The 23,054-nt window shown below is 68.2% G+C and carries 18 protein-coding genes and 2 riboswitches; of the genes, 10 read left to right on the forward strand and 8 right to left on the reverse strand.

The genetic code is table 11. The features are described 5' to 3' along the window. Positions 1-29: 29 nt before the first annotated feature. Positions 30-1,511 carry an oxygen-independent coproporphyrinogen III oxidase gene (gene hemN / locus CTP10_RS16460; RefSeq protein WP_442875095.1) on the reverse strand — a complete coding sequence of 494 codons (1,482 nt, stop codon included), beginning with the start codon at positions 1,509-1,511 and terminating at the stop codon, positions 30-32. A gap of 228 nt (positions 1,512-1,739) precedes the next feature. Between hemN and CTP10_RS16465 the strand changes: the two genes are divergently transcribed. Further along, entirely contained in the window at positions 1,740-2,828 is a 1,089-nt protein-coding gene (locus CTP10_RS16465) for an ABC transporter substrate-binding protein (protein WP_233528151.1), read from the forward strand. Here CTP10_RS16465 and CTP10_RS16470 read toward each other — a convergent pair. Together CTP10_RS16470 and CTP10_RS16475 are read right to left on the reverse strand one after the other, a co-directional pair. After that, on the reverse strand, positions 2,814-3,941 hold the full coding sequence (locus CTP10_RS16470) for a sensor histidine kinase (RefSeq protein ID WP_233528152.1): 1,128 nt from the start codon (positions 3,939-3,941) through the stop codon (positions 2,814-2,816). The two genes, CTP10_RS16465 and CTP10_RS16470, sit on opposite strands and share 15 nt — an antisense overlap. A 5-nt stretch (positions 3,942-3,946) precedes the next feature. Further along, positions 3,947-4,702, reverse strand: coding sequence for a response regulator (locus CTP10_RS16475; protein ID WP_116319995.1), 756 nt, complete (start codon positions 4,700-4,702; stop codon positions 3,947-3,949). 264 nt (positions 4,703-4,966) lie between these two features. Between CTP10_RS16475 and CTP10_RS16480 the strand changes: the two genes are divergently transcribed. Further along, positions 4,967-5,470 carry a hypothetical protein gene (locus tag CTP10_RS16480; RefSeq protein ID WP_116319996.1) on the forward strand — a complete coding sequence of 168 codons (504 nt, stop codon included), beginning with the start codon at positions 4,967-4,969 and terminating at the stop codon, positions 5,468-5,470. Positions 5,471-5,702: 232 nt separating this feature from the next. On the opposite strand, the gene CTP10_RS16485 is transcribed toward CTP10_RS16480, so the two are convergent. Next, on the reverse strand, positions 5,703-7,799 hold the full coding sequence (locus CTP10_RS16485; RefSeq protein WP_116319997.1) for a UvrD-helicase domain-containing protein: 2,097 nt from the start codon (positions 7,797-7,799) through the stop codon (positions 5,703-5,705). Positions 7,800-8,083: 284 nt separating this feature from the next. Here CTP10_RS16485 and CTP10_RS16490 point away from each other — a divergent pair, with 284 nt between their 5' ends. From CTP10_RS16490 to CTP10_RS16525, 8 genes are all read left to right on the forward strand, one after another. Beyond that, entirely contained in the window at positions 8,084-8,311 is a 228-nt protein-coding gene (locus CTP10_RS16490; protein ID WP_116319998.1) for a glycine zipper 2TM domain-containing protein, read from the forward strand. A gap of 114 nt (positions 8,312-8,425) precedes the next feature. Continuing rightward, a riboswitch (glycine riboswitch) is annotated at positions 8,426-8,512 on the forward strand. 21 nt (positions 8,513-8,533) lie between these two features. Further along, a riboswitch (glycine riboswitch) is annotated at positions 8,534-8,658 on the forward strand. 94 nt (positions 8,659-8,752) lie between these two features. Next, positions 8,753-9,880, forward strand: a complete 1,128-nt coding sequence (gene gcvT, locus CTP10_RS16495) for a glycine cleavage system aminomethyltransferase GcvT (RefSeq protein WP_116320136.1) — start codon at positions 8,753-8,755, stop codon at positions 9,878-9,880. Between the two features lie 99 nt (positions 9,881-9,979). After that, positions 9,980-10,360 carry a glycine cleavage system protein GcvH gene (gcvH, locus tag CTP10_RS16500; RefSeq protein ID WP_116319999.1) on the forward strand — a complete coding sequence of 127 codons (381 nt, stop codon included), beginning with the start codon at positions 9,980-9,982 and terminating at the stop codon, positions 10,358-10,360. Between the two features lie 73 nt (positions 10,361-10,433). After that, positions 10,434-13,364 (forward strand): aminomethyl-transferring glycine dehydrogenase, encoded by a 2,931-nt coding sequence (gcvP, locus tag CTP10_RS16505; protein ID WP_116320000.1) that lies wholly within the window; start codon positions 10,434-10,436, stop codon positions 13,362-13,364. Between the two features lie 143 nt (positions 13,365-13,507). Continuing rightward, positions 13,508-14,884: an L-serine ammonia-lyase gene (locus CTP10_RS16510; RefSeq protein WP_116320001.1), complete on the forward strand. Its 1,377-nt coding sequence runs from the start codon at positions 13,508-13,510 to the stop codon at positions 14,882-14,884. 111 nt (positions 14,885-14,995) lie between these two features. Further along, positions 14,996-15,733, forward strand: coding sequence for an MBL fold metallo-hydrolase (locus tag CTP10_RS16515; RefSeq protein WP_116320002.1), 738 nt, complete (start codon positions 14,996-14,998; stop codon positions 15,731-15,733). 27 nt (positions 15,734-15,760) lie between these two features. Then, positions 15,761-16,234 carry an OsmC family protein gene (locus CTP10_RS16520; RefSeq protein WP_116320003.1) on the forward strand — a complete coding sequence of 158 codons (474 nt, stop codon included), beginning with the start codon at positions 15,761-15,763 and terminating at the stop codon, positions 16,232-16,234. Between the two features lie 10 nt (positions 16,235-16,244). Further along, positions 16,245-17,078, forward strand: coding sequence for an alpha/beta hydrolase (locus tag CTP10_RS16525; protein WP_116320004.1), 834 nt, complete (start codon positions 16,245-16,247; stop codon positions 17,076-17,078). A 124-nt stretch (positions 17,079-17,202) separates the two neighbouring features. On the opposite strand, the gene CTP10_RS16530 is transcribed toward CTP10_RS16525, so the two are convergent. From CTP10_RS16530 to CTP10_RS16545, 4 genes are all read right to left on the reverse strand, one after another. Continuing rightward, entirely contained in the window at positions 17,203-18,318 is a 1,116-nt protein-coding gene (locus CTP10_RS16530; RefSeq protein WP_116320005.1) for a YbdK family carboxylate-amine ligase, read from the reverse strand. Beyond that, on the reverse strand, positions 18,318-19,541 hold the full coding sequence (locus CTP10_RS16535; RefSeq protein ID WP_199414599.1) for a cation:proton antiporter: 1,224 nt from the start codon (positions 19,539-19,541) through the stop codon (positions 18,318-18,320). Before CTP10_RS16535 ends, CTP10_RS16530 begins: the two co-directional genes overlap by 1 nt. Before the next feature lie 159 nt (positions 19,542-19,700). Then, positions 19,701-21,659, reverse strand: a complete 1,959-nt coding sequence (locus CTP10_RS16540; RefSeq protein ID WP_116320139.1) for a tetratricopeptide repeat protein — start codon at positions 21,657-21,659, stop codon at positions 19,701-19,703. A gap of 174 nt (positions 21,660-21,833) precedes the next feature. After that, a complete protein-coding gene (locus tag CTP10_RS16545; protein WP_116320006.1) occupies positions 21,834-22,985 on the reverse strand; it encodes a branched-chain amino acid ABC transporter substrate-binding protein in 1,152 nt (383 codons plus the stop codon). Positions 22,986-23,054: the final 69 nt, after the last annotated feature.

A 23,054-nucleotide genomic window follows, 5' to 3' on the forward strand; every position in this document is an offset into this window, starting at 1 on the left:
CGCGGGCGTTTTTTTATGCCTGGCGGCGCTTACACGACGCGCGAGTAGCGGGCCCGCGGCACGAAGCGGATCGGTTGCGCGCCGTCGTTGGCGGCCTGGGGGATATCGTGGCCCTCGGGCCCGGCGAGCGCGGCGCGGGCGGCATCGTCGCGCAGGTAGCGGTCGAACACCATCGCCACGCGCCGGACCAGCAGCCGGCCAAGCGGCGTGACCGTGATGCGGGCGGGCTCGATCTGCACCAGGCCGTCGACTGCCAGGGTGGCAAGTTCGGCCAGTTCCGGCGCGAAGTCGGCGCCGAAATCGATGCCGTGGTGCCGCTCCAGCGCCGGGATTTCCAGCACGCCGTTGCACATCAGCGCGCCGATCAGTTCGCGCCGCAGATGATCGTCGGCCGTCATGGCAACGCCGCGCACCAGCGGCAGGCGGCCCTGGTCGAGCGCGCCATAGTACTCGTCCAGCGTTCGGGCGTTCTGCACGTAGCGCCCCGCGACCGCGCCGATCGCGGAGATGCCGAGGCCGAGCTGGTCGTAGCCGGCGTGCGTGGAATAGCCCTGGAAGTTGCGCTGCAGCCGGCCTTCGCGCTGCGCCACGGCGAGGTCGTCGTCGGGCAGCGCGAAGTGGTCCATGCCGATGTAGACGTAGCCCTCGGCGGTCAGGCGTTCGATGGTGGAAACCAGGATGTCGAGTTTCTCGCCCGCCGGCGGCAGCACGCTTTCGTCGATGCGCCGCTGCGGCTTGAACACATGCGGCAGGTGCGCGTAGCTGTAAACCGATAGGCGGTCGGGCCGCAGCGCCAGCACCTGGTCGATGGTGCGGCCAAAGCGCGCGGCGGTCTGGTGCGGCAGGCCGTAGATCAGGTCGAGGCTGACCGAGCGGAAGCCGAGCCGGCGCGCGGCGTCGACCACGGCACGGGTCTCTTCGTAGGACTGGATCCGGTGGATGGCCTGCTGCACCTCGGGATCGAAATCCTGCACGCCCAGACTGACGCGGTTGAAGCCCAGCTCGGCCAGCAGCGCCATGCGCGCGTCATCGACCCGGCGCGGATCGATCTCGATCGAATGCTCGCCGTCGGGCGGCAGTTCGAAATGCTGGTGCAGCAGCGCCATCACGCGGCGCATTTCGTCGGGATCCAGGAAGGTTGGCGTGCCGCCGCCCCAGTGCGACTGGAGCACGCGCCGGCGCGTACCGAGCCGCGCGGCGAGCAGCGCCATCTCGCGGCCCAGGTAGGTGACGTAGCGCGCGCTGCGGCCGTGGTCGCGCGTGATGATCTTGTTGCAGCCGCAGTAGTAGCAGATGTTCTCGCAGAACGGGATATGCAGGTACAGCGACAGCGGCGCGGGCGCATCGGCGCGGCACGCGGCCAGTGCGTCGTGGTACAGCGACAGATCCGGGGTGTTGTGGAAGCGGTCTGCGGTAGGGTAGGAGGTGTAGCGCGGGCCGTTGCCGTCGATGCGGCCGGCGAGTGCACGAAAGTCCGACAGCGCGCGGCGGTCGGGCGCAGGGGTAGTCATGGCAAGCGGATTCATGGGGGCGCGGGGGAACGGTATTTGACAGCCCATGCTAGGACTGCACGCGGCGCGTTGCGTTGACCGTGGTCAAGCGCAACGCTGGCCGGTGCGCGCAGCGTGGGCGCCGCACGTCACACGGCGGTCATACGTGGCGGATACGCTGCGCGCCGGCGCCACTTGCGCCCGCTTCCCTTCTGCGCCATGCCGATCCCGGATTCCCTGCCCAACCTTATGCCGTACCTACCGCTGCGCCGACGCCTGCTGGCGGCCGGTGCTGCCGCCCTGGCGCTGCCCGCTGCACCGCTGCTGGCCCAGTCCACGGCGCGCCGCACCGTGGTGGTCGGCCACCTGATCGACCGCGGCGGCGCGCAGGCCGACCTGGCGCGCGACTACCTGGCCGGCGCCAAGGTGCTGTTCGACGCGGCCAACGCCGCCAATGGCCAGGTACGCATCGTCCACGTGGTGCGTGACGCCGATCCCGATCCGCGCCGCGCGCTGGCGCAGGCCTTGGCGCTGGCCGACAGCGAACGCGCGGAACTGCTGTTCGGCGCCGGCGACCGCATCCTGCCGGCGCTGGCGTCATCGGCCGAGCTGGCCCGGCGCGGCGTGCAGATCGTCGCGCCGCTGTCGGGCCTGGCGCTGGCGGGGGACAACGTCTGGTTTACCCGCGCCGACTACCAGGCCGAACTTGATGCAGCGGTGCGCCAGCTGCGCAGCTATGGCCTGAGCGCGATCGCGCTGGCGGTGGCGCACGACTTCGCCACGCAGTCGCTGGCCCGGCTGGAGGCGCAGACCGGCACCCGCGCGGTGCCGCTCGATCCCAGAGCCGATCCCGGCGGCGACGCCGCGGCACGGCGCATTGCCGCTGCCCGCCCCGGCGCCGTGATCGTTGCGGGCGATACGCTGGCTTATGCCGGACTGGGCCGCGCGCTGGCGGCACAGGGCTGGTATGGCTTCCTGGTCGGGCTGTCGTCGGTCAGCGCCACGGCTGCGCGCGAGATACTGGGCTCCGGCTACGCCGGCGGCATGGTGCTGACCCAGGTCGCGCCTGGTCCGCAGCAGGCCACGCTGCGCGTGGTCAGGGAACACGTGGCGCGCATGAAGCAATACCTGGACGAGCCGCCGTCGCCGGCGACGCTGGCCGGCTATATCGGTGCCGCATGGCTGGCGCGGGCGCTGGCGGGCATGCGCACCAGCGGCGCCCCGGAGCTGCGCCGCGCACTGCAGGGCCGTGTCGACGTGGGGGACTTTACGCTCGACTTCAGCCACGGGCAGCGCGGCTCGCAGTACGTCACGCTGGCGGTGTCAGGCGCGCGGTAGCGACAGGCGCGCGCGCAGGCCGCCTTCCGGGCGGTTGGACAGGATCAGTTCGCCGCCATGCCGTGCGGCGATGTCGGCGGCGATCGACAGGCCCATGCCGACCCCGCCGGTGGCGCGGCTGCGCGACGATTCGAGCCGGTAGAACGGCTCCATCACGCGTGCCAGCTGGTCTTCCGGGATGCCGGGGCCGTCGTCGCAGATATCGATCAGCACCCGTGCCGGGCTGTCGGTCAGCACGATGCTGGCCGCGCCGCCATAGCGCCGCGCATTCTCGACCAGGTTGACGACCGCGCGCCGCAGCTCGGATGGCCACGCCAGCAGTGGCTGCGCCTGGCCGCTGAGCGCGACCTCGTGGCCGGTATCGGCGGCGTCGTCCACCACCGCCTGCAGCAGCGCCAGCACGTCCACGCGCTGGCGCGGGCCGCTGGCTTCGTCGCGGTCACGCAGGTAATAGAGGGTGGCATCGATCAGGCCGTTCATTTCGGCGAGATCCTGGCGCAGGCGGTAGCGCACCTCGCCCGCGTCGATGCGTTCGATACGCAGGCTCATGCGCGTCAGCGGCGTGCGCAGGTCGTGCGAGACCGCGGCGAGGAAGCGCGATTGCTGGGCGAGTTGGGTGCGGATGCGCTGCTGCATGAGGTTCAGCGCCTGTGCGGCCGCCCGGGCTTCGGCGGGGCCGCCGGTCTCGTCCAGCGGCGGCGCGTGTACGTCCTGCGCCAGCCGCCCCGCGCCGCTGGCCAGCTGCTGCACCGGCCGCGCCAGCAGCCGTGCGCCGACCCATGCCGCCGCCACCATTGCCGCCACCTGGATCACCATGCCGAGGTGCGGCGGCCACGGCCAGCGCGGCGGCGGGCGATGCTGCGGAGCGCCCTGCCCTGCGGGTCGGCCTGGCGCGCCCTCGGGCGGTGGCCCCCGGTGCCAGGCTTCAGGCGGCGGCGGACCATCCGGCCCCCTCGGACCGTCACGCAGCGCGCGTTCCATGCCGGGCCGCGGAAACAGGTTTTCGATGACCGTCATGCCAAGCAGGTGGACGGCCAGCATGATCGTGGCCATCACCACGAACAGCCGCAGGAACATCGAGTCGTAGCGCGCCAGGCGCCCGTTGCCGGGCATCGGGCTCATCCTTCCAGCGTGGCGGTGAAGACGTAGCCTTCGCCGCGCACGGTGCGGATCAACGCGGGGTCGCGCGGGTCGTCGCGCAGTTTCTGGCGCAGCCGCGAGACCAGCAGGTCGATGCTGCGGTCGAACACGTCGAGCCCGCGCCCGCGCGCCTGGTTGATCAGCAGCTCGCGGTCAAGCACGCGGTTGGGCTGCTCGACAAAGGCCAGCAGCAGGCGGAATTCCGCATTGGACAGCGGCACCACCACCTCGTCGCGGTCGACCAGCTGACGCAGCGTGGTGTTCAGGCGCCAGTCGCCGAAGCGCAACTCATGGCCCGAAGGCGGCGCCGCGCGGCGGCCATTGGCGCCCGGGCCGCCCGGGCCGGCATGGGCGCGGCTGCGGCGCAGCACGGTGTGGATGCGCGCCACCAGCTCGCGCATCTCGAACGGCTTGGTGACGTAGTCGTCGGCGCCGACCTCCAGCCCGACCACGCGGTCTGCCAGCTCGGCGCGCGCGGTCAGCATGATCACGGCGACGTTGGTCTGCGCGCGCAGTTCGCGGCACAGCGCCAGGCCATTCTCGCCGGGCAGCGACAGGTCGAGGATGACGAGGTCATAGGCCGTGGCCGCCATCGCCTGGCGCATCGCGGTGCCGTCCTCGACCCCGTCCGCATGCATGCCGAAGGTGGACAGGTACTCGGCCAGCATGGCGCGGATCTGGGGATCGTCGTCGACGATCAGCAGGCGGATGGGAAGCGGCGGGGTGAATTCCATAAGCGAAGATAACGGCATCTGACGGGCGGTCGGACGATCGGACGATCGGGGCGACGTCGTGGCCGATGCCGGGGGCGTGCGGTGCCCCACTGTACCAGCGGAGGGTGGCGTCACTATGCCGGCTTTGTATCAGGCCTGATACGCAGCGTTGCCGGCAGGCCTGCCATGTACGCCATTGCAATACGGCGCAGACCAAGTGCTCAAGCATTGTGGCGCGGCCTTCCCTAGCATGGACCGGCATCGATATCACTACAGGAGAATTCCATGCACGTCCTCACCTCCCCGCTGCGCACCAGCCTGTCCGTCCTGGCGCTGTGCGGCGCCGCCCTGGTGGCCACGCCGGCCAGCGCCCTGCAAGCCGGCCCGGGGCGGCATGGCGCCATGCCGCCGCCCGCCCCTGTCCCGGCAACGCCCGAGCCGCTTGGCCTGAACCCGGCGCAGGCACGGCTATGGCAAGCCGCGCGGAGCGCAGCGGTGGAGGCGGAAGCGCATGCGCTGGAGCTGCGCGCCCGCTTCCTGCGCGAGACCGCCGACGCCGCGCCGGACGGCCCGCTGCGGCCGCGCGCCGAAGCCATGGACCGCCTGCACCACGCGCTCGAACAGGACCGCCGCGCAGTGCGCGAACGCTGGCTGGCGCTCGACGACAGCCTCGATTCCGGCCAGCGCCAGCGCCTGCGCGGCGCGCCCGATGCCGCGCGCTGGCTCGGCCTGCCGCCGGGACCGATGATGGCGCCGCCGCCGGGCGCACCGCAGGCGCCGGGGCACTGAGCGCCGCGCCAAAAAAATTGCCCCCGCACGCTTGCGCGGCAGGGGCCAATTACAGGGAAAAACCAGACGTGATGTCTGGAGCGGCAAGACCCGGGCAGGCCCTGCCGCCGCACAGCCGCACTACCGTACAGAGTGCAGGCGGCACAACCGTCATGCTAGGGACCGCGGCGCGCGCGGTCTTGTCGGCCTGGTAGGGTTTTGTATCGGGACTGTACGCGTACGATCGCCCGGCTCAGTCCGCGGCCGTCTTGCCGGGGCCGCCGAGCAGCGCCTTGAGCGCGCCGAGCCGGTCCTTGGGACTCATCGCCGGGGTTTCGTCCTTGGGTGCCGGCGCTTCCTCCAGCTTCATCTCGCCGATAAAGCGCGACGGCTGGCAGGAGTAGGTATCGCGCGCACGCTTGCGCTTCTTGCACCAGGTGATCTGCAGGCTGCGCTGCGCGCGCGTGATGCCAACATACATCAGCCGCCGCTCTTCCTCGATCTTCTCGTCGGTCATGTCGTCGTCTTCGCGGCAGTGGGGCAGGATGCCCTCTTCCACGCCGACCAGGAACACGTGCGGATATTCCAGCCCCTTGGAGGCGTGCAGCGTCGACAGCCGCACCGCATCGGGATCTTCCTCGCGACCTTCGAGCATGCTCATCAGCGCCACGGTCTGTGTCAGTTCGAGCAGGTTCTTGCCTTCGCTGCCGAAGCCATCGGCGTTGTCGAAGCCCGTCGCTTCCTCGCCGTCGGCCGCTTCGGGCTTGGTGCCCTTGCGCTTGAGCCACTCCAGGAATTCAAGGGTATTGGTCCAGCGCGACTGTGCCTGCCGTTCGTCGAAGCTGTCGTACAGGTAGGCCTCGTAGTGGATGCCGGCCATCATGTCGTCGAGCACTTCGGTGGCCGGGTCCTTGGCCGCGCGGTCGGCCAGCCGCACCATCGATTCGCAGAACACCCGCAGCGGCTCCAGCTGGCGCGGCTGCAGCTTGCCTTCGATGCCGCCCATCATCGCCGCTTCGAACAGCGAGACCTTGGCCTGCCCGGCGAACGTGCCCAGCACTTCCAGCGTGGTGTTGCCAACGCCGCGGCGCGGCGTGGTGATCGCGCGGATGAAGGCGGGATCGTCGTCGGGGTTGGCGATCAGGCGCAGGTAGGCGCAGATGTCCTTGATCTCGGCCTTGTCGAAGAAGCTCTGGCCGCCCGACAGCACATAGGGGATGCGCTCGCGGCGCAGGATCTGCTCGAACAACCTCGCCTGGTGGTTGCCGCGGTACAGGATGGCGTAGTCGCGGAACTGCGCGCGGCGCTCGAACTTGTGCGCGGACAGGCGGAACACCACCGACTCGGCCTCGTGCTCCTCGTCGTTCATCGGGTGGATGGCAATGGGGTCGCCCATGCCGTGCTCGCTCCACAGCTTCTTGTCGAACAGCTTGGGATTGTTGGCGATGACCGCGTTTGCCGCCTCGAGGATGCGCACCGTGGAGCGATAGTTCTGCTCCAGCTTGATGACCTTGAGGTTGGGGAAATCTGTCTGCAGCCCGCGCAGGTTATCCAGCGTGGCGCCGCGCCAGCCGTAGATGGCCTGGTCGTCGTCGCCCACCGCGGTAAAGGCCGGCGCGCGCAGGTGCGAGCCGCCCGCCAGCAGCTTGAGCAACTGGTACTGGCAGGCGTTGGTGTCCTGGTATTCGTCGACCAGGAAGTAGCGCAGCCGGTTCTGCCACTTGAGCTGTACCGCTTCATTGCGCGCGAACAGTTCCGCGGGCAGGCGGATCAGGTCGTCGAAGTCGACCGCCTGGTAGGCATGCAGCGTGGCGACGTAGTTGCGGTAGACCAGCGCGGCCTGGTGCTCGTCGGCATTGGCGGCCTGCGCGATGGCGGCCTCCGGATCGATCATGCCGTTTTTCCACAGCGATATCGTGCTCTGCACGCCGCGAATCAGCTTCTTGTCGGTGGTGCCGAGCTGCTCCTGGATCAGGCCGAAGCAGTCGTCCGAATCCATGATCGAGAACTGCGGCTTCAGGCCGACGTGCTCCGCCTCCATGCGCAGGATCTGCACGCCCAGCGAGTGGAAGGTACAGACCGTCAGCTGCTTGAGCGGGATGCGCTTGCCTTCGCGCGTGGTCTTGCCTTCCATCAGCTTGCCGATGCGCTCCTGCATCTCCTTGGCGGCCTTGTTGGTGAAGGTGACGGCGGCGATATGGCGCGGCTCGAAGCCTTTGTCCTCGATCAGGTGCGCGATCTTCTGCGTGATGACGCGGGTCTTGCCGGAGCCCGCCCCGGCCAGCACCAGGCAGGGGCCGTCCAGGTAGCGGACGGCTTCGGATTGGGCGGAATTCAGGCCGTGGCTCATGTGAAAGGCGCTCGGGAAATGAAGCGGAATGGGGCGAATGAATGGGGCGAAGGAATGGGGCGTACGAGGCGCGCGCCATGGGCAGCACACGTGCCCGGCGGCAAAGCTCTCGATGCTAACACGCTGGGCCTGGCCGGTCAGTCAGCGCCTGCCGCATCGTCGGCCCTCGTTGTGTCACTGGCGTAACACTTCGTAAAGGCCGGAGCCAATGAACGTGCACCAGGCTCTAACTGTTATGTCCAGGCGTGTCCCGGACATGCAATATCCATCACTCGGAGCCAACAATGAAAACCCTGCAGACATTGACCAAAGTGACCCTGATCGGCGCGATGGTCGCGGCATTCGCCGGTTGCGCGGACATGACCCCGAAGCAACGCAACACCGCCATCGGCGCGGGTGCGGGCGCCGTGGGCGGCGCCGTCCTGACCGAGGGCAGCGCACTGGGTACGCTGGGCGGCGCGGCCGTGGGCGGCGTGATCGGTAATGTCGTGACCGACGACAAGAAAAAGTAAGCCTCTCGCCAGACCCGGCTTCACGCCCCTGGCGGCGGGGCGCAGGAACGGGTACAGCCGCCGGGCGGCCGTCCGGCTTGGTTTGACAAAGGCCGGGGCCTCCCGTACATTGCGCGCATCCGACCGGGAGAGCGCGCAGAACTGCGCCGCCGAAGGGGTATCACCCGAAAACTCTCAGGCACCACGGACCGTTCGGATCGGCATGCAACATGCACACGATGCATGCCGCACTCTGGAGAGCGGCACCCGCCATTCGTGGCGAGCGTGCCCACCGAAGGGGCGCGCGAGGATGGGGTTCAACGAATCCGCCTCGTAATCTCTCAGGTATCGAGGACAGAGGGGTCATCCGCCGCAGCGGATTGCTTGCCTATTGGCATGGCGATCGTTGCGGCGGATGACCCTTTTTTGTTTTCGCAACCCGACATTGCCCCCGAGGATTCCATGACGCTCCAGGCCACGCCCCTCAACGCCATCCACCGCGCCCTCGGCGCCCGCATGGTCGACTTCGGCGGCTGGGACATGCCGGTCAACTACGGCTCCCAGATCGAAGAGCACAACGCCGTGCGCACCGACGCCGGCATGTTCGACGTGTCGCATATGTGCGTGGTCGATCTCAACGGCCCCAATACCCGCACCTTCCTGCGCGGCCTGCTGGCCAACAACGTCGACAAGCTGCAGACGCCCGGCAAGGCGCTGTACTCGTGCATGCTGGACGAGAAAGGCGGTGTCATCGATGACCTGATCGTCTATTTCTTTGCCGAGGACCGTTTCCGCCTGGTGGTCAACGCCGGCACCGCGGTCGGCGATATCGACTGGATCCGCGCGCGCAATGACGCCACCGGCAGCGGCGTGACCATCACCCCGCGTCGTGAAGACGTCGCGCCCGCGGGCGTGCAGCCGCTGGCGATCGTCGCAGTCCAGGGCCCTGACGCCCGCGCCAAGGTGTGGAGCACGTTCCCGTCGACCCAACCTTCCGATGCGCTCAAGCCCTTCAACGCTGTCGTGGTCCAGGATCCCGCCCTGGGCGAGGTCATGGTCGCGCGCACCGGCTACACCGGCGAAGACGGTTTCGAGCTGGTGGTGCCGGCCGCAAGCGTCGCCGGCCTGTGGGAAAAGCTGAATGCCGCGGGCGTGCGCCCGGCCGGCCTGGGCGCGCGCGACACGCTACGCCTGGAAGCCGGCATGAACCTGTACGGCCAGGACATGGACATCAGCACCTCGCCGCTGGACGCCGGCCTGGCCTGGACTGTGGACCTGCAGAGCGAACGCGACTTCACCGGCAAGGGGGCGCTGGCCGCCGCCGGTTCTCGCCAGCAGTTCCTTGGCCTCATCCTGCGTGATAAAGGCGGCGTGCTGCGCGCCCACCAGAAGGTCATCACCCCCGCCGGTGACGGCGAAATCACCAGCGGCACCTTCAGCCCCTCACTGTCGCAATCGATCGCGTTCGCACGCCTGCCGCAAGGCGTGAATGTCGGCGACACGGTGCAGGTGGAGATCCGCGACCGCAAACTCAACGCGACTGTGGTTAAACTGCCGTTTGTGCGTAATGGCAAGGCACTCGTGAGCTAAGGGAAACACCCGCTCACCCAACGGTCGCCCTCGCCTGCCGGCAGCGTTGCCGGGCAGGCATCACCCAACAAGAAACAGATCTGAATCCGGAGAACCTTCATGAATTTCCCCGCCGACCTCAAATACACCGAATCGCATGAGTGGGTGCGCGTCGAAGCCGACGGCACGCTCACCATCGGCATCACCGACCACGCACAGGACGCATTGGGCGACATCGTCTTCCTGGAACTGCCCGAAGTGGGCAAGTCGGTCGGTGCCGGCGACGCGCTGGCAGTGGTCGAATCGGTGAAGGCCGCTTCCGACATCTATGCCCCGGTGGCCGGCGAAGTGATCGCCGTGAACGAGGCCGCCACGGCCGCGCCGGAAAGCGTCAACGCCAACGCCTTCGACGCCTGGCTGTTCAAGCTCAAGCCGGCCAACAGCGACGACGTCAACGGCCTGATGTCGGCCGACGCGTACAAGGCCAGCGTCGGCGCCTGATCGACACACAGCATTTGCAGCGCCGCGGCACGGCTGACCACCTGCCGCAGCGCTCCCCACGAGGTTCTTGCCAATGAACGCCCCGCTTCCCATGAACGCCGCCCAAGGTAACCGGCCCACGCTGGCCGAACTGGAGGCGCGCGACGCCTTCGCCGCCCGCCATATCGGCCCCGATACCGCCGAACAGCAGCACATGCTGAAGGTGCTCGGCTACGACAGCCGCGCCGCGCTGATCGACGCCGTGATCCCCGCCGCCATCCGCCGCCGCGACGGCATGCCGATGGGCGAGTTCACCGAGCCGCTGAACGAAGAAGCCGCGCTGGCCAGGCTGCGCGGCCTGGCGCGCAAGAACCGCGTGCTGAAGAGCTTTATCGGGCAGGGCTACTACAACACCGTCACGCCCGCGGTCGTGCTGCGCAATATCTTCGAGAACCCGGCCTGGTATACCGCCTACACGCCCTACCAGCCGGAAATCTCGCAGGGCCGCCTGGAAGCCATGCTGAACTTCCAGCAGATGGTCACCGACCTGACGGGCCTGGATATCGCCAACGCGTCGATGCTGGACGAAGGCACCGCCGCCGCGGAAGCGATGACGCTGCTGCAGCGCGTGAACAAGCACGACTCCAACACCTTCTTTGTCGCCGACGACGTCCTGCCGCAGACGCTGGAAGTGGTACGCACGCGCGCGCTGCCGCTGGGCATTGAAGTGAAGGTCGGCCCCGCCGCCGACGCCGCTGCCGCGGGCGCCTTCGGCGTGCTGCTGCAGTACCCGGGCGTGAATGGCGACATTGCTGACTACCGCGCCATCGCCGACGCCGTGCACGCCGCCGGCGGCCTGGTGGTGGCTGCCGCCGACCTGCTGGCGCTGACGCTGATCGCGGCGCCGGGCGAATGGGGTGCCGATGTCGCCGTGGGCAACTCGCAGCGCTTCGGCGTGCCGCTGGGCTTTGGCGGCCCGCATGCCGGCTACATGGCGGTGAAGGATGCGTTCAAGCGCTCGATGCCGGGCCGCCTGGTAGGCGTGACCGTCGATGCGCAAGGCAACAAGGCGTATCGCCTGGCGCTGCAGACGCGCGAACAGCATATCCGCCGCGAGAAGGCCACCTCCAACATCTGTACCGCACAGGTGCTGCTGGCGGTGATGGCGTCGATGTATGCCGTGTACCACGGCCCGCAAGGCCTGAAGCGCATCGCGCAGCGCGTGCATCGCCTGGCCGCCACGCTGGCCGCCGGCCTGGAGCAGCTCGGCTTCGCCCGCACCAACGCCACCTTCTTCGACACGCTGACGCTGGAAACCGGCTTCAACACCGAAGCCATCCACGCCGCCGCCACCGCACGCGGCATCAACCTGCGCCATGCCGGCGCCACGCGCGTCGGCATCTCGCTGGACGAGACCGCCACCCGCGCCGACGTGGTAGCGCTGTGGGAGATCTTCACGCAAGGCAAGCCGCTGCCGGCGGGCCTCGACTTCGACAAGCTCGAAGCCGCCACCAATGACGCTTTCCCGGCCGAGCTGGCGCGCACCAGCGAATACCTGGCGCACCCGGTGTTCAACACCCACCACGCCGAGCACGAGATGCTGCGCTACCTGCGCATGCTGGCCGACAAGGACCTGGCGCTGGACCGCACCATGATCCCGCTGGGCTCGTGCACGATGAAGCTGAACGCCACCAGCGAGATGATCCCGGTGACGTGGCCCGAGTTCAGCCAGATCCACCCGTTCGCGCCGCTGGACCAGACCGTGGGCTACCGCGAGATGATCGACCAGCTCGAAGCCATGCTGTGCGCTGCCACCGGCTACGCCGCGGTCAGCCTGCAGCCCAACGCCGGCTCGCAGGGCGAGTACGCGGGCCTGCTGATCATCCATGCGTATCACGCCAGCCGTGGCGAAAGCCATCGCGACATCTGCCTGATCCCATCGTCGGCACACGGCACCAACCCGGCGTCGGCGCAGATGGCCGGCATGAAGGTGGTCGTGGTGGCCTGCGACGAGAACGGCAACGTCGACCTGGAAGACCTGGCGAAAAAGGCCGGGCAGCACAGCAAGAACCTGGCTGCGATCATGATCACCTACCCGTCCACGCACGGCGTGTTCGAGCAGGGCGTGCAGCAGATCTGCGAGATCGTGCACCAGCACGGCGGCCAGGTCTATGTCGACGGCGCCAACATGAACGCGATGGTCGGCACCGCCGCCCCGGGCCAGTTCGGTGGCGACGTGTCGCACCTGAACCTGCACAAAACCTTCTGCATCCCGCACGGCGGCGGCGGCCCCGGCGTGGGCCCCGTTGCGGTCGGCGCGCACCTGGCGGACTTCCTGCCCAACCAGGACAGCGTCGGTTATCGCCGTGACGACCGCGGCATCGGCGGCGTGTCGGCGGCACCATTCGGCTCGGCCAGCATCCTGCCGATCTCGTGGATGTATGTCGCGATGATGGGTTCGGCCGGCCTGACCGCTGCCACCGAGAACGCGATCCTGGCGGCCAACTACGTGGCCAAGCGCCTGGCGCCGTACTACCCGGTGCTGTACACCGGCCAGCACGACCTGGTCGCGCACGAGTGCATCCTGGACGTGCGCCCGCTGCAGAAGGAAACCGGCATCAGCAACGAAGACGTGGCCAAGCGCCTGATGGACTACGGCTTCCACGCCCCGACCATGAGCTTCCCGGTGCCGGGCACCCTGATGATCGAGCCGACCGAGAGCGAGGCGCTGCACGAGCTGGACCGCTTTATCGATGCGATGATCGCGATCCGCCAGGAAATCGGCCGCGTCGCCGACGGTACTTTCGACCGCGAGGACAACCCGCTCAAGCACGCGCCGCACACCGCCGCGGTGGTGACCGCCGACGAGTGGACCCACAAATACACGCGCGAGGAAGCCGCTTATCCGGTGGCATCGCTGCGCACGCAGAAGTACTGGCCGCCGGTCGGCCGTGCCGACAACGTGTACGGCGACCGCAACCTGTTCTGCAGCTGCGTGCCGGTCAGCGACTACGTGGTCGACTAAGCCACGCCGAAGGGCCGCCGCCGACGCGGTGGCCCACGCACTATGCTCAAGGCAGCGGGCCCGCCTGCGCGGCGCCCGCCTTCGCCACTTCGACCGCCTAACAAGAGCCTCTGCAGGGCCACCCCCATTGCTGGAGACATTCCGTGGCAGTCAGCGTCTTCGATCTGTTCAAGGTGGGCATCGGCCCGTCGAGCTCGCATACCGTGGGCCCGATGCGCGCGGCCCTGATGTTCGCGCAGGGGCTGGAGCGCGATGGCCTGCTGCCTCAGGTGGCCAGCGTACGGGTCGAGCTGTATGGCTCGCTCGGCGCCACTGGCAAGGGCCATGGCACCGACAAGGGCGTGATGCTCGGCCTGATGGGCGAGTCGCCCGACACCATCGATCCCGATTCCATCGACACACGCCTCGCGGCGTTGCGCAAGAGCCGCGAGCTTTCGCTGCTGGGCCGCCATATCGTGCCGTTCGTGGAAAAGGAACACATCGCCTTCTACCGGCGCGAGGCACTGGCCGAGCATCCCAACGGCATGAAGTTCCATGCCTTCGACAGCGGCGGCGCCAGCCTGCGCGAAGCGCGCTACCTGTCGGTGGGCGGCGGCTTCGTGGTCACCGCGGGCGCACCCAATACGCAGGTGCTTGCCGCCGCGCAGCAATTGCCGCATCCGTTCCGCAGCGGCAAGGACATGCTGGAGATGGCACAGGCCAGCGGCAAGAGCATCGCGCGCCTGATGCTGGAAAACGAACTGACCTGGCGCAGCGAGCAAGAGGTCTTCGACGGCCTGCTGCATATCTGGGACGTGATGCAGGCCTGCGTCGCGCGCGGCTGCCGCACCGATGGCGAACTGCCGGGGCCCTTTAAAGTCAAGCGGCGTGCGCCCGAGCTGTTCCGCAGCCTGACCGAGCGCGCCGAACGCACGTTGTCGGATCCGCTGTCGGTCATGGACTGGGTCAACCTGTACGCCATTGCCGTCAATGAAGAGAACGCGGCGGGCGGGCGCGTGGTGACCGCGCCGACCAATGGCGCGGCCGGCATCATTCCCGCGGTGCTGCATTACTACGACCGCTTCGTGCCGGGCGCGAACAAGCAGGGCGTGGTCGACTTCCTGCTGACCGCGGGCGCGATCGGTCTGCTGTACAAGCTCAACGCATCGATCTCCGGCGCCGAAGTCGGCTGCCAGGGCGAAGTCGGCGTGGCCTGCTCGATGGCGGCCGGCGCGCTCGCCGCGGTACAGGGCGGCAGCCCGGCGCAAGTGGAGAACGCAGCCGAGATCGGCATGGAGCACAACCTCGGCCTGACCTGCGACCCGGTCGGTGGGCTGGTGCAGATCCCGTGCATCGAGCGCAATGCGATGGCCTCGGTCAAGGCCGTCAACGCGGCGCGCATGGCGCTGCGCGGCGACGGCACGCACTACGTATCGCTCGATTCGGTGATCAAGACCATGCGCGAGACCGGCGCCGACATGAAGACGAAATACAAGGAAACGGCGCGCGGCGGGCTGGCCGTGAATATCGTGGAGTGCTGACCTCCCATAAACATGTGAGAGGCGCCAGGAGGCGCACATTGCGCACCCAATGGGCATGCATTGCGGCGTATCATGGCGGCGTTCCCCGACTGCAGAACAAGAGGGCCCGCCATGCAGACCTTCCACCAGCTCTTTGACGATACTTCGTCCACCTTCACCTACCTGCTGATCGACGCGGAAACGAACGACGCGCTGCTGATCGACCCCGTCGACCACCAACTCGAACGCGACCTGGCGCTGGTGAAGGATACTGGTGCACACCTGGCCTGGGTCATCGAAACCCACGCCCACGCCGACCACATCACCTCCGCCGGCCATCTCGCCATGCAGACCGGCGCCCACACCGCGGCGCCGTCGGGCTGCGATATCAAGCCCGCGCAAAAGCAGCTGATCGATAACGACACTGTCGCATTCGGCAAGCAGGTGCTGCGCGCGATCCATACGCCCGGACACACCGCCGGCAGCATGAGCTACCTGTGGGAAGAGCCCACGCCCGACGGCATCGTGCGCCGCGTCTTCACCGGCGATGCCTTGCTGATCGACGGCTGCGGCCGCACCGATTTCCAGTCGGGCGACGCCGGCACGCTCTACGACAGCCTGACCCGCAAGCTCTTCGCGCTGCCCGACGACACCCGGGTCTACCCCGCGCACGACTACAAGGGCCAGACCTCCTCCACCATCGGCCAGGAGCGCGCGCACAACAGCCGCGTTTCCGGCCGCACGCGCGAGGAGTTCATCGAGATGATGCGCAACCTGAACCTGCCGCGGCCCAAGCTGATCGATATCGCGGTGCCGGCCAACCAGCGCCTGGGCCTGCGCGACGGCGAAAGCGTGCCGCACGGCGCCTGAAGCATTCTCAACGTTAGGAGTCAGCGCATGTCCGTATATACCGCCGAAGTCCTGTGGCAACGCGACGGGCAGGATTTCTCCGGCAACCGCTACAGCCGCAGGCATGTACTGCGTTTCGACGGCGGCGCAGAGGTTCCGGGTTCGTCGTCGCCCCATGTGGTGCCGTTGCCGATGTCGGATGCCAGCGCGGTCGATCCGGAAGAGATGTTCATAGCGTCGCTGTCGAGCTGCCACATGCTGTGGTTCCTGTCGCTGGCGGCGAAGCAGCGCTTTGTCGTCGACCGCTATGTCGATGCCGCCACTGGCGTGATGGAAAAGAACCGCGAGGGCCAGATGGCGATGACGGTGGTGACCTTGCGCCCCCAGGTCACCTTCTCCGGCGCGCGCGAACCCACCCGCGACGAGCTGGAGCGCCTGCACCATGCCGCGCACGATGCCTGCTTTATCGCCAACTCGGTCCGGACCGAAGTGCGGTGCGAACCGGTGGTCGCCGGCGCCTAGTCGGCCTGCCATGGCTGCGACCGCGCCACCTGCGGCACGGTCCGCGCCGTCGCGCCGCCTGCTGCGCTGGCTGCTGGCCGGCGTGGTGCTGCTTGGAGCCATCCTGATGCTGCAGGATCGCTTTCTCTACTTTCCCGACAGGGCCTCGGTCGACGATATGGTCGTGCCCGGCTTGCGGGCGTGGCCGGGCCCGGATGATTTTCGCGGCCTCCTGGCCGAGCCGCATGGGCCTGCGCGCGCGACCGCCATCGTCTTTCACGGCAATGCCGGGCACGCCGGCCATCGCGGCTACTACGCCAGCGTGCTGACGCGGCTGGGTATCCGCGTGATCCTGGCCGAATATCCCGGCTATGGTCCGCGCGATGGCGCGCTTGGCGAGCGCAGCTTCGTCGACGATGCCGAGCAGCTTATTGCGCTGGCCCGCCGCCAGTTCGACGGCCCGCTGCTGCTGGTCGGCGAATCGCTCGGCGCCGGCGTCGCCGCTGCCGCCGCCGCGCGCCAGCGCGAGAACATCGCCGCGGTGCTGCTGCTCACGCCATGGGACAAGCTGGCGAACATCGCCTCGCACCACTACGCGTGGCTGCCAACCGGATGGCTGCTGCGCGACCGCTATGACAGCGTGGCCAACCTGGCCGGCCTGGGGCGCCCGGTTATGGTGGTGGTGGCCGAGCGCGACAACATCGTGCCGGCGCGCTTCGGCAAGGCGCTCTATGAAGCGCTGGACGAACCCCGCCGCCTGGCCGTGATCGCCCATGCCGGGCATAACGACTGGACCGGCTACGTCGACGAAGCGTGGTGGCGCAATGCGGTCGGGTTCCTGCTGGCGCCGCCGCCGTCCCGCTGATCCGCCGTGCGCGGCCGGGCACGTGCGGTCCGCGCATCGGCATCCGCCGCTCCGGCACGTTGAGGCGCGAAGTGAGGAGTGAAGCGACGAGTGAAGCGAGGCGTGAAGTGAGCGGATGGCGGCGTTAAGTCGCCCACCGATCGCACGCCTTGCGCACGGTCTCGCGCTGGCTGCGCGCGTCGGCATCTGTCTGGCGCAGCCATTCGGCATCGCCGTCGCGGCGCTCGGCCAGCGCGCGGATATTGGCCAGCGCCGGCAGCGAACCGAGCGCCTCGGCATGCGGCACCAGCGCATCGCAGATCGACAGGATGTGGTCGGCGACAGGCATGCGCGTCAGCTCGTTGGGATGCACGTATTCGCCATCCAGCCCGAAGCGGCACGCCTGGAAGCGGTTGAAGGTGTACACCAGGTAATCGTCTTCCTGTGGCATGAACGGGCGCGACAGCAGCAGGTAGCGCGCCAGCATCTGGATATAGGCGGCGATATCGCAGGCACGCTGCACCGTCAGCGGCGTGTCCATCACGCGGACTTCGATGGTGCCGAATTCCGGCTTGGGCCGGATATCCCAGTAGAAGTCCTTCATGCTTTCGATCACGCCCGTATTGCGCATCTTCTCGAAGTACGCGGTGAAGGCATCCCACGTCAGCAGGAACGGCGCGCGCCCGCTCATCGGGAAGGCCGCGACGGAGTTCAGCCGCGCCGAGGCAAAGCCGGTATCGACGCCCTGCACGTACGGCGACGACGCCGCCAGCGCGACGAAGTGCGGCACGTAGCGGCCGATGGCGTGCAACAGGAACAGTGACTCGTCCGCGCTCGGGCAGCCGATATGCACGTGCTGGCCGAACACGGTGAACTGCTTGGCCAGGTAGCCGTACAGCTCGGAGATGTACTGGTAGCGCGGCGAGTCCGAGATGGTGCGGTCGGACCACTGCATGAACGGGTGCGTGCCGCCGCCGGAAATGCCCAGGTTGAGCGAGCGCGAGGCCGCCACCATCAGGTCGCGCATGGTGGTCAGCTCGTCCAGCGCCTGCTGGTAGCTGTGGCAGATGCCCGTGCTGATCTCGATCATCGACGGGCTGATCTCCGGCTTGATGTCGCCGGCATGCTCGGCGCCCTTGAGCGCGCGCAGCAGGTCGGGCGCGAACGGCGCCAGGTCATAGTCGTGCCGGTTGACCAGCTGCAGCTCCAGCTCCACGCCGAAGGTCAATGCTTCGGATTGCTTGAACGGTTCGAGCGACATCAGCGCCCTCCTCCATTAGCCCGCGATTCGCCGGCGAAGCGCAGCGCCCACGCTGCCATCACCGGGCCGAGCAGTTGTTCGATCGCCAGCGCGCACAGGATGATGGCGGCCAGCGGCTGTCCGGTGCCGGGGTAGATGCGCGCGACGTCACTCATCAGCAGGTAGGCCAGCCCCGACATCGGCGCCAGCGCCACCCCCAGTGCCATGCACTGGCGCATGCTCAGGCCCGAAAACGATCCCAGCGACACCACGCCGGCAAACTTGGCGAGGTGGCGCAGCAGCACCAGCACGACGGCATATGCACCACCCACGGCCCAGTCGTGCGCGGTCAGCGGCAGACCCAGCGACACCACCATGACGATAATCAGCAAGCTGCCGGCGCTGCCGAAGTGCGGCGGCCAGACATGCGGCTGGCTGTCCTGGTGCTTGAACACCACACCGGCCAGCAGCAGCGTCAGCGGCATCGACAATTTTAGTACCCGGGTCAGCGCCAGCGTGAACAGCACCAGGCCGACCAGCACCAGGAAGCTGTAGTGGTCATCGGCCGACATGCGCTCATAGATCACGTGGCCGACCTTGCCCACCACCCATGCCAGCAGGCACGAACCCACCAGCAGGTAGAGCGGGTGCAGCAGCGCGGCGCCCAGGTTGCCGTATTCGGAGTGCAGCCAGCCGGTGGTCAGCTGCACGATCGCGGCGGCGTAGATGCTGTTCAGCGCCGCCATTGCCATCAGCCGCTCGGTGACCTGGCCCTCGGCACGCAGTTCATTCTTGAGCTGCAGCACGATGGTGGGCGAGGTGCTGACGGCAATGCCGCCCGCCAGGATCGCCACGCCCGGCGAGGCGCCGATCCATTGCAGCACCGCGGCAACCAGGCCCCAGGTGAGCAGGCTTTCGAAGGCGCTGGTCAGCAGCAGCCAGCGGTTGGCGCGCAACCAGGTGAGCGACAGCCGGTGCCCGAGTTCGAACAGGGCCAGTGCCAGCGCCATATCGATCAGGATACGGGTCTGGTTGATCATGTTCTGGTCGACGATGCCGCGCCCGAGCATGCCGGCGAACAGCCCCGCGACGGCATAGCCCACGATGCGCGGGCAGCGCAGCCAGCGGCGGCTTACCTCGCCCGCGAGGCCGGCGCCTACGAGCGCCAGCCCGACCCAGAACAGGCCGCCTGGGGCGAGGGGGAGTGTTGGAAAAAGTTGGCTCAGTCCGTTCATGGTCGACATGGTAATGTAAGCACTTCACAATCCATGTCAGTGATTGTCCGACACCGCACCAAACGCACAAAGAACTTCGGTCAACTTCATGTAAAAAACGCCATCTCCCGGATGGCGTTTTTTACATTTTACGAGGAACCCAATGCGGCCGCGTGCCCGTGAGGCGCTTCAGACGCCCCAGACTTTCCAGCGCGGGCGAGTTGATTTCAGCGCCGTCTCTACCTGCGCGTACAAAGTGCGCGTAACGCCCTGCGCGGCGCCGCGGGCGCGTGCCTTGTCGAAGTAGGCCAGCGCGGTCTCGCGCTGCTGCAGCCCGAGCGCCGACTCCACCACACGCAGGCATACCTCCGCGTCCCAGTCGTCACGCACGGCAAAGGCCGCGGTGAAGTCTGCCATGGCCGCGTCGTGGCGCCGCGCGGCGTTATGGACCAGTCCGCGCTGCACTCGCGGACCGGCCTGGTCCTCAGGATCGCCTTCGGTCAGCGCGACCGCCCGCTCGAACATCGGCAGCGCGCGCTCCGTGTCGCCCAGTTCGCGCCACAGCAGGCCGAAGCGGTTGAACAGCCAGGCATCCTCGACCAGCAGCGCGCGGCGCTGCTGGGCCTCGATCTCGGCGAGCGCGTCGGCACGGTCATGCTCGTCCATGCGCGCCATCTGCGCCTGCAGCAGCGCGGCAAAGTGCGCGCGCGCGTGCGCCATCGGATGCGCGGCCTCGCTGCGTGCCTCGACCGGCAGTGCATCCAGGCGGGCGTCCATGTGCGCCATCGCGGCCCGTGCGGCCTCGGCCGGTTCGGCGCCGCCCATGGCTTTCCACGCCGCGATCAGGCGGCTGAAGGCCCAGGTGACGTCGGCCGGGTTGCGCTCGAGCGGATAGCGGTTGAGCACTTCGCCAGCCAGCTCGACCACCTTGCCATGCTGGCCCGCGCCGGCATGGCAATCGAGCAGGTCGATCCAGTGGTCGATGAACTCGCTGGCGGCCATGCCCTGGCGGTGCAGCGCGATGCGTTCTTCCAGGTGCGCGGCATCGGCGGGCAGGCTGCGCGCCAGCAGGCGGCACAGCAAGGAATACACGTGCGGATCGGCATTGCCGCCGTGCCCGGCGGCATCGCCCTGGCCCGTGGCGAAGTACTGGTCGTAGCACCTCACGCCGTGGCGGCACGCCGCCACCAGCGCGGGGCGCAGCGCCGCCTCGGCAGCGGGGACTTCGTCGATGAACTCGCCCAGGGCCATCGCGGCGCGGTAGTAGGCGGCGCCGTCGTCGGACTTGTCGGTGATGGCGAAGCGCAGCCAGGGCTCACGCTCGGCATCCTGCGCGCCGGACCTGGCCAGTTGATGGCGCCAGGCCAGTTCGCGTACCTGTGCCTGCGGGTCGGGCACCTGGCGCAGGTAGACCGTCAGGTCGTCGAGCGCGCCTTGCGTGTCGCCCACGCCCCAACGCAGCGGCGCGCGCAGCCGGCGCGCCTCGGGGTGGTCGGGATGCTCGGCCAGCACGCGGGCGGCCTGGTCGGCGGCGAGCGCGTCGCCGGCCTCGGCATCAAGCTGCAGCAGGTGCGGATTGTCCAGCGCCACGCGCCCCAGGCAAACGCGCATCAGCGGTTCCACCGGCACGCCGGCGGCCTCGGCGCGGGCAATGTAGTCACGCACCAGCGGCGTGATGTCCTCGGCACCCAGGTCGGGGTTGCGGAACATCAGGTCATGCCAGTAGCGCGCCGCGGCGGCCATGTCGTTCATGCGCAGCGCGCTCAGCCCGGCGTGGAAATGCGCCGGCCATTCGCCCGACAGCAGGCCGCTGCGCTGCGCGGCCTCGTGCAGCCACGGGCGCGCCTCGGCGTCGCGTCCCAGGCTCATCAGCATGGCTCCGTAGCGGTGCGCGATCACGCCGCGCGAGGCCCAGCGGTGCGGCGGCTGCAGCGGCAGGCTGTCCAGGCGCGCGAGGGCCTCGTCCAGCACGGCAAGCGCCGCGGCGGCATCGCCGTTGTCGAAGTGCAGCCGCGCGCGCAGCGTGACGAAATCGACCACCTCAGGCCGGGCCTGCGCAAGCTGGTCGGCGATCTGCAGGGCTTCGGCAAAGCGGCCCCGATTGGCAAGCTCGATGGCGTGGTCGTAGCTGACTTCCTGCACGGACACGTACTGCTCCTTCTGCATTTTGATAAGCGAGTGCGGGATTATGCGCCATGAGGGCGATCCGCATTCGGACAACCATCGGCACGGCAGCCGCTTTGTTAAGCCTTTGCACCAAAAAACAAAACGCCACCCGAGGGTGGCGCCTTGCCTGGCGAGGCTATGACTGCTTGCTTCTGCTTACTTGCCGCCAACCGTTTCCAGCACGGTCCACTTGCCGCCCACCACCTTGTAGACGGTGATGCCGCCGTCCTTCAGGTCGCCGCGGGCGTCATAGGCCAGCGTCTTGGTGGTCACGCCCTGCATGCTGGTCGCGGCCAGCACCGGCAGGTAGCGCGCCGGATCGGCCGAACCGGCCTTGACCATCGCGGTCATCAGCGCAGTGGCGCCATCATACGAGTACGGCGAGTAGGTCTGCACCTTGGAGCCGAAGCGCTTCTCGTACTTCTTCTCGTAGGCGGCGCCGCCCGGCATCTGGTCCAGCGGCAGGCCGGCCAGCGACACCACGGTGCCTTCGGCGGCGGGGCCGGCCAGCTTCAGGAAGTTGTCGGTCTTGGACATCTCGCCCGACACCAGCGGGGCCTTGATGCCCAGTTCCTTGACCTGCTTGGCCATCGGCGCGGACTGGGTCTCGGCGCCGCCGTAGAAGATGATGTCCGGGTTGCTGCGCTTGATGTTGGTCAGCACGGCCTTGAAGTCCACCGCCTTGTCGTTGGTGAACTCGCGGCGCACGACCTTGCCGCCGGCGGCCTTGGCGGCCTTCTCGAACTCGTCGGCCAGGCCCTGGCCGTAGGCGGTGCGGTCATCGACGATGGCGATGTTCTTCGCGCCCAGCTTCTTCACCACGAAGGCACCGATCACCGAACCCTGCTGGGTGTCGGAGGTCATCATGCGGAAGGTGGTCTTGAAACCCTGCTTGGTGTATTCCGGCGCGGTCGCCATGGCGATCTGCGGAATGCCGGCGCGGCTGTAGACCATCGACGCCGGGATGGTCGTGCCCGAGTTGAAGTGGCCGAGCATGCCCTGGATGCCGTTGTCGACCAGCTTCTGCGCGACCACCGAGCCGGTCTTGGGGTCGGCCTGGTCATCTTCGGAGACCAGCACGAACTTGACTTCCTTGCCGCCGATCTTGGGCTTGGTGGCGTTCATGTCCTCGATCGCGAGGACGATGCCGTTCTGCATGTCCTTGCCATACTGGGCCTGGCCGCCGGTCATCGGGCCGGCGTAGCCCAGCTTGATTTCCTGTGCCTGCGCGAACGCGGCGGAGGCGGCGGTCAGGCCAGCCAGGGTCAGGGCAACGGTCAGTGCCGTCTTGTGGAATGTCGAGCTCATCAGATCTCCTTGGGTCCCGATTGGTACCGCTCTGGTGCCGCGGTGGTGCCGCGGTGGTGCCGGTATGGC

The sequence above is a fragment of the Cupriavidus sp. P-10 genome (assembly GCF_003402535.2).
Taxonomy (GTDB): Bacteria; Pseudomonadota; Gammaproteobacteria; order Burkholderiales; family Burkholderiaceae; genus Cupriavidus.

Coding starts and splice junctions, on each gene's coding strand:
- gcvT (WP_116320136.1), top strand. CDS start 8,753: ATGACGCTCCAGGCCACGCCCCTCAACGCCATCCACCGCGCCCTCGGC.
- CTP10_RS16480 (WP_116319996.1), top strand. CDS start 4,967: ATGCACGTCCTCACCTCCCCGCTGCGCACCAGCCTGTCCGTCCTGGCG.
- gcvP (WP_116320000.1), top strand. CDS start 10,434: ATGAACGCCCCGCTTCCCATGAACGCCGCCCAAGGTAACCGGCCCACG.
- CTP10_RS16545 (WP_116320006.1), bottom strand. CDS start 22,985: ATGAGCTCGACATTCCACAAGACGGCACTGACCGTTGCCCTGACCCTG.
- CTP10_RS16530 (WP_116320005.1), bottom strand. CDS start 18,318: ATGTCGCTCGAACCGTTCAAGCAATCCGAAGCATTGACCTTCGGCGTG.
- CTP10_RS16465 (WP_233528151.1), top strand. CDS start 1,740: ATGCCGTACCTACCGCTGCGCCGACGCCTGCTGGCGGCCGGTGCTGCC.
- gcvH (WP_116319999.1), top strand. CDS start 9,980: ATGAATTTCCCCGCCGACCTCAAATACACCGAATCGCATGAGTGGGTG.
- hemN (WP_442875095.1), bottom strand. CDS start 1,511: ATGACTACCCCTGCGCCCGACCGCCGCGCGCTGTCGGACTTTCGTGCA.
- CTP10_RS16485 (WP_116319997.1), bottom strand. CDS start 7,799: ATGAGCCACGGCCTGAATTCCGCCCAATCCGAAGCCGTCCGCTACCTG.
- CTP10_RS16515 (WP_116320002.1), top strand. CDS start 14,996: ATGCAGACCTTCCACCAGCTCTTTGACGATACTTCGTCCACCTTCACC.
- CTP10_RS16470 (WP_233528152.1), bottom strand. CDS start 3,941: ATGCCCGGCAACGGGCGCCTGGCGCGCTACGACTCGATGTTCCTGCGG.
- CTP10_RS16475 (WP_116319995.1), bottom strand. CDS start 4,702: ATGGAATTCACCCCGCCGCTTCCCATCCGCCTGCTGATCGTCGACGAC.
- CTP10_RS16520 (WP_116320003.1), top strand. CDS start 15,761: ATGTCCGTATATACCGCCGAAGTCCTGTGGCAACGCGACGGGCAGGAT.
- CTP10_RS16525 (WP_116320004.1), top strand. CDS start 16,245: ATGGCTGCGACCGCGCCACCTGCGGCACGGTCCGCGCCGTCGCGCCGC.
- CTP10_RS16535 (WP_199414599.1), bottom strand. CDS start 19,541: ATGTCGACCATGAACGGACTGAGCCAACTTTTTCCAACACTCCCCCTC.
- CTP10_RS16490 (WP_116319998.1), top strand. CDS start 8,084: ATGAAAACCCTGCAGACATTGACCAAAGTGACCCTGATCGGCGCGATG.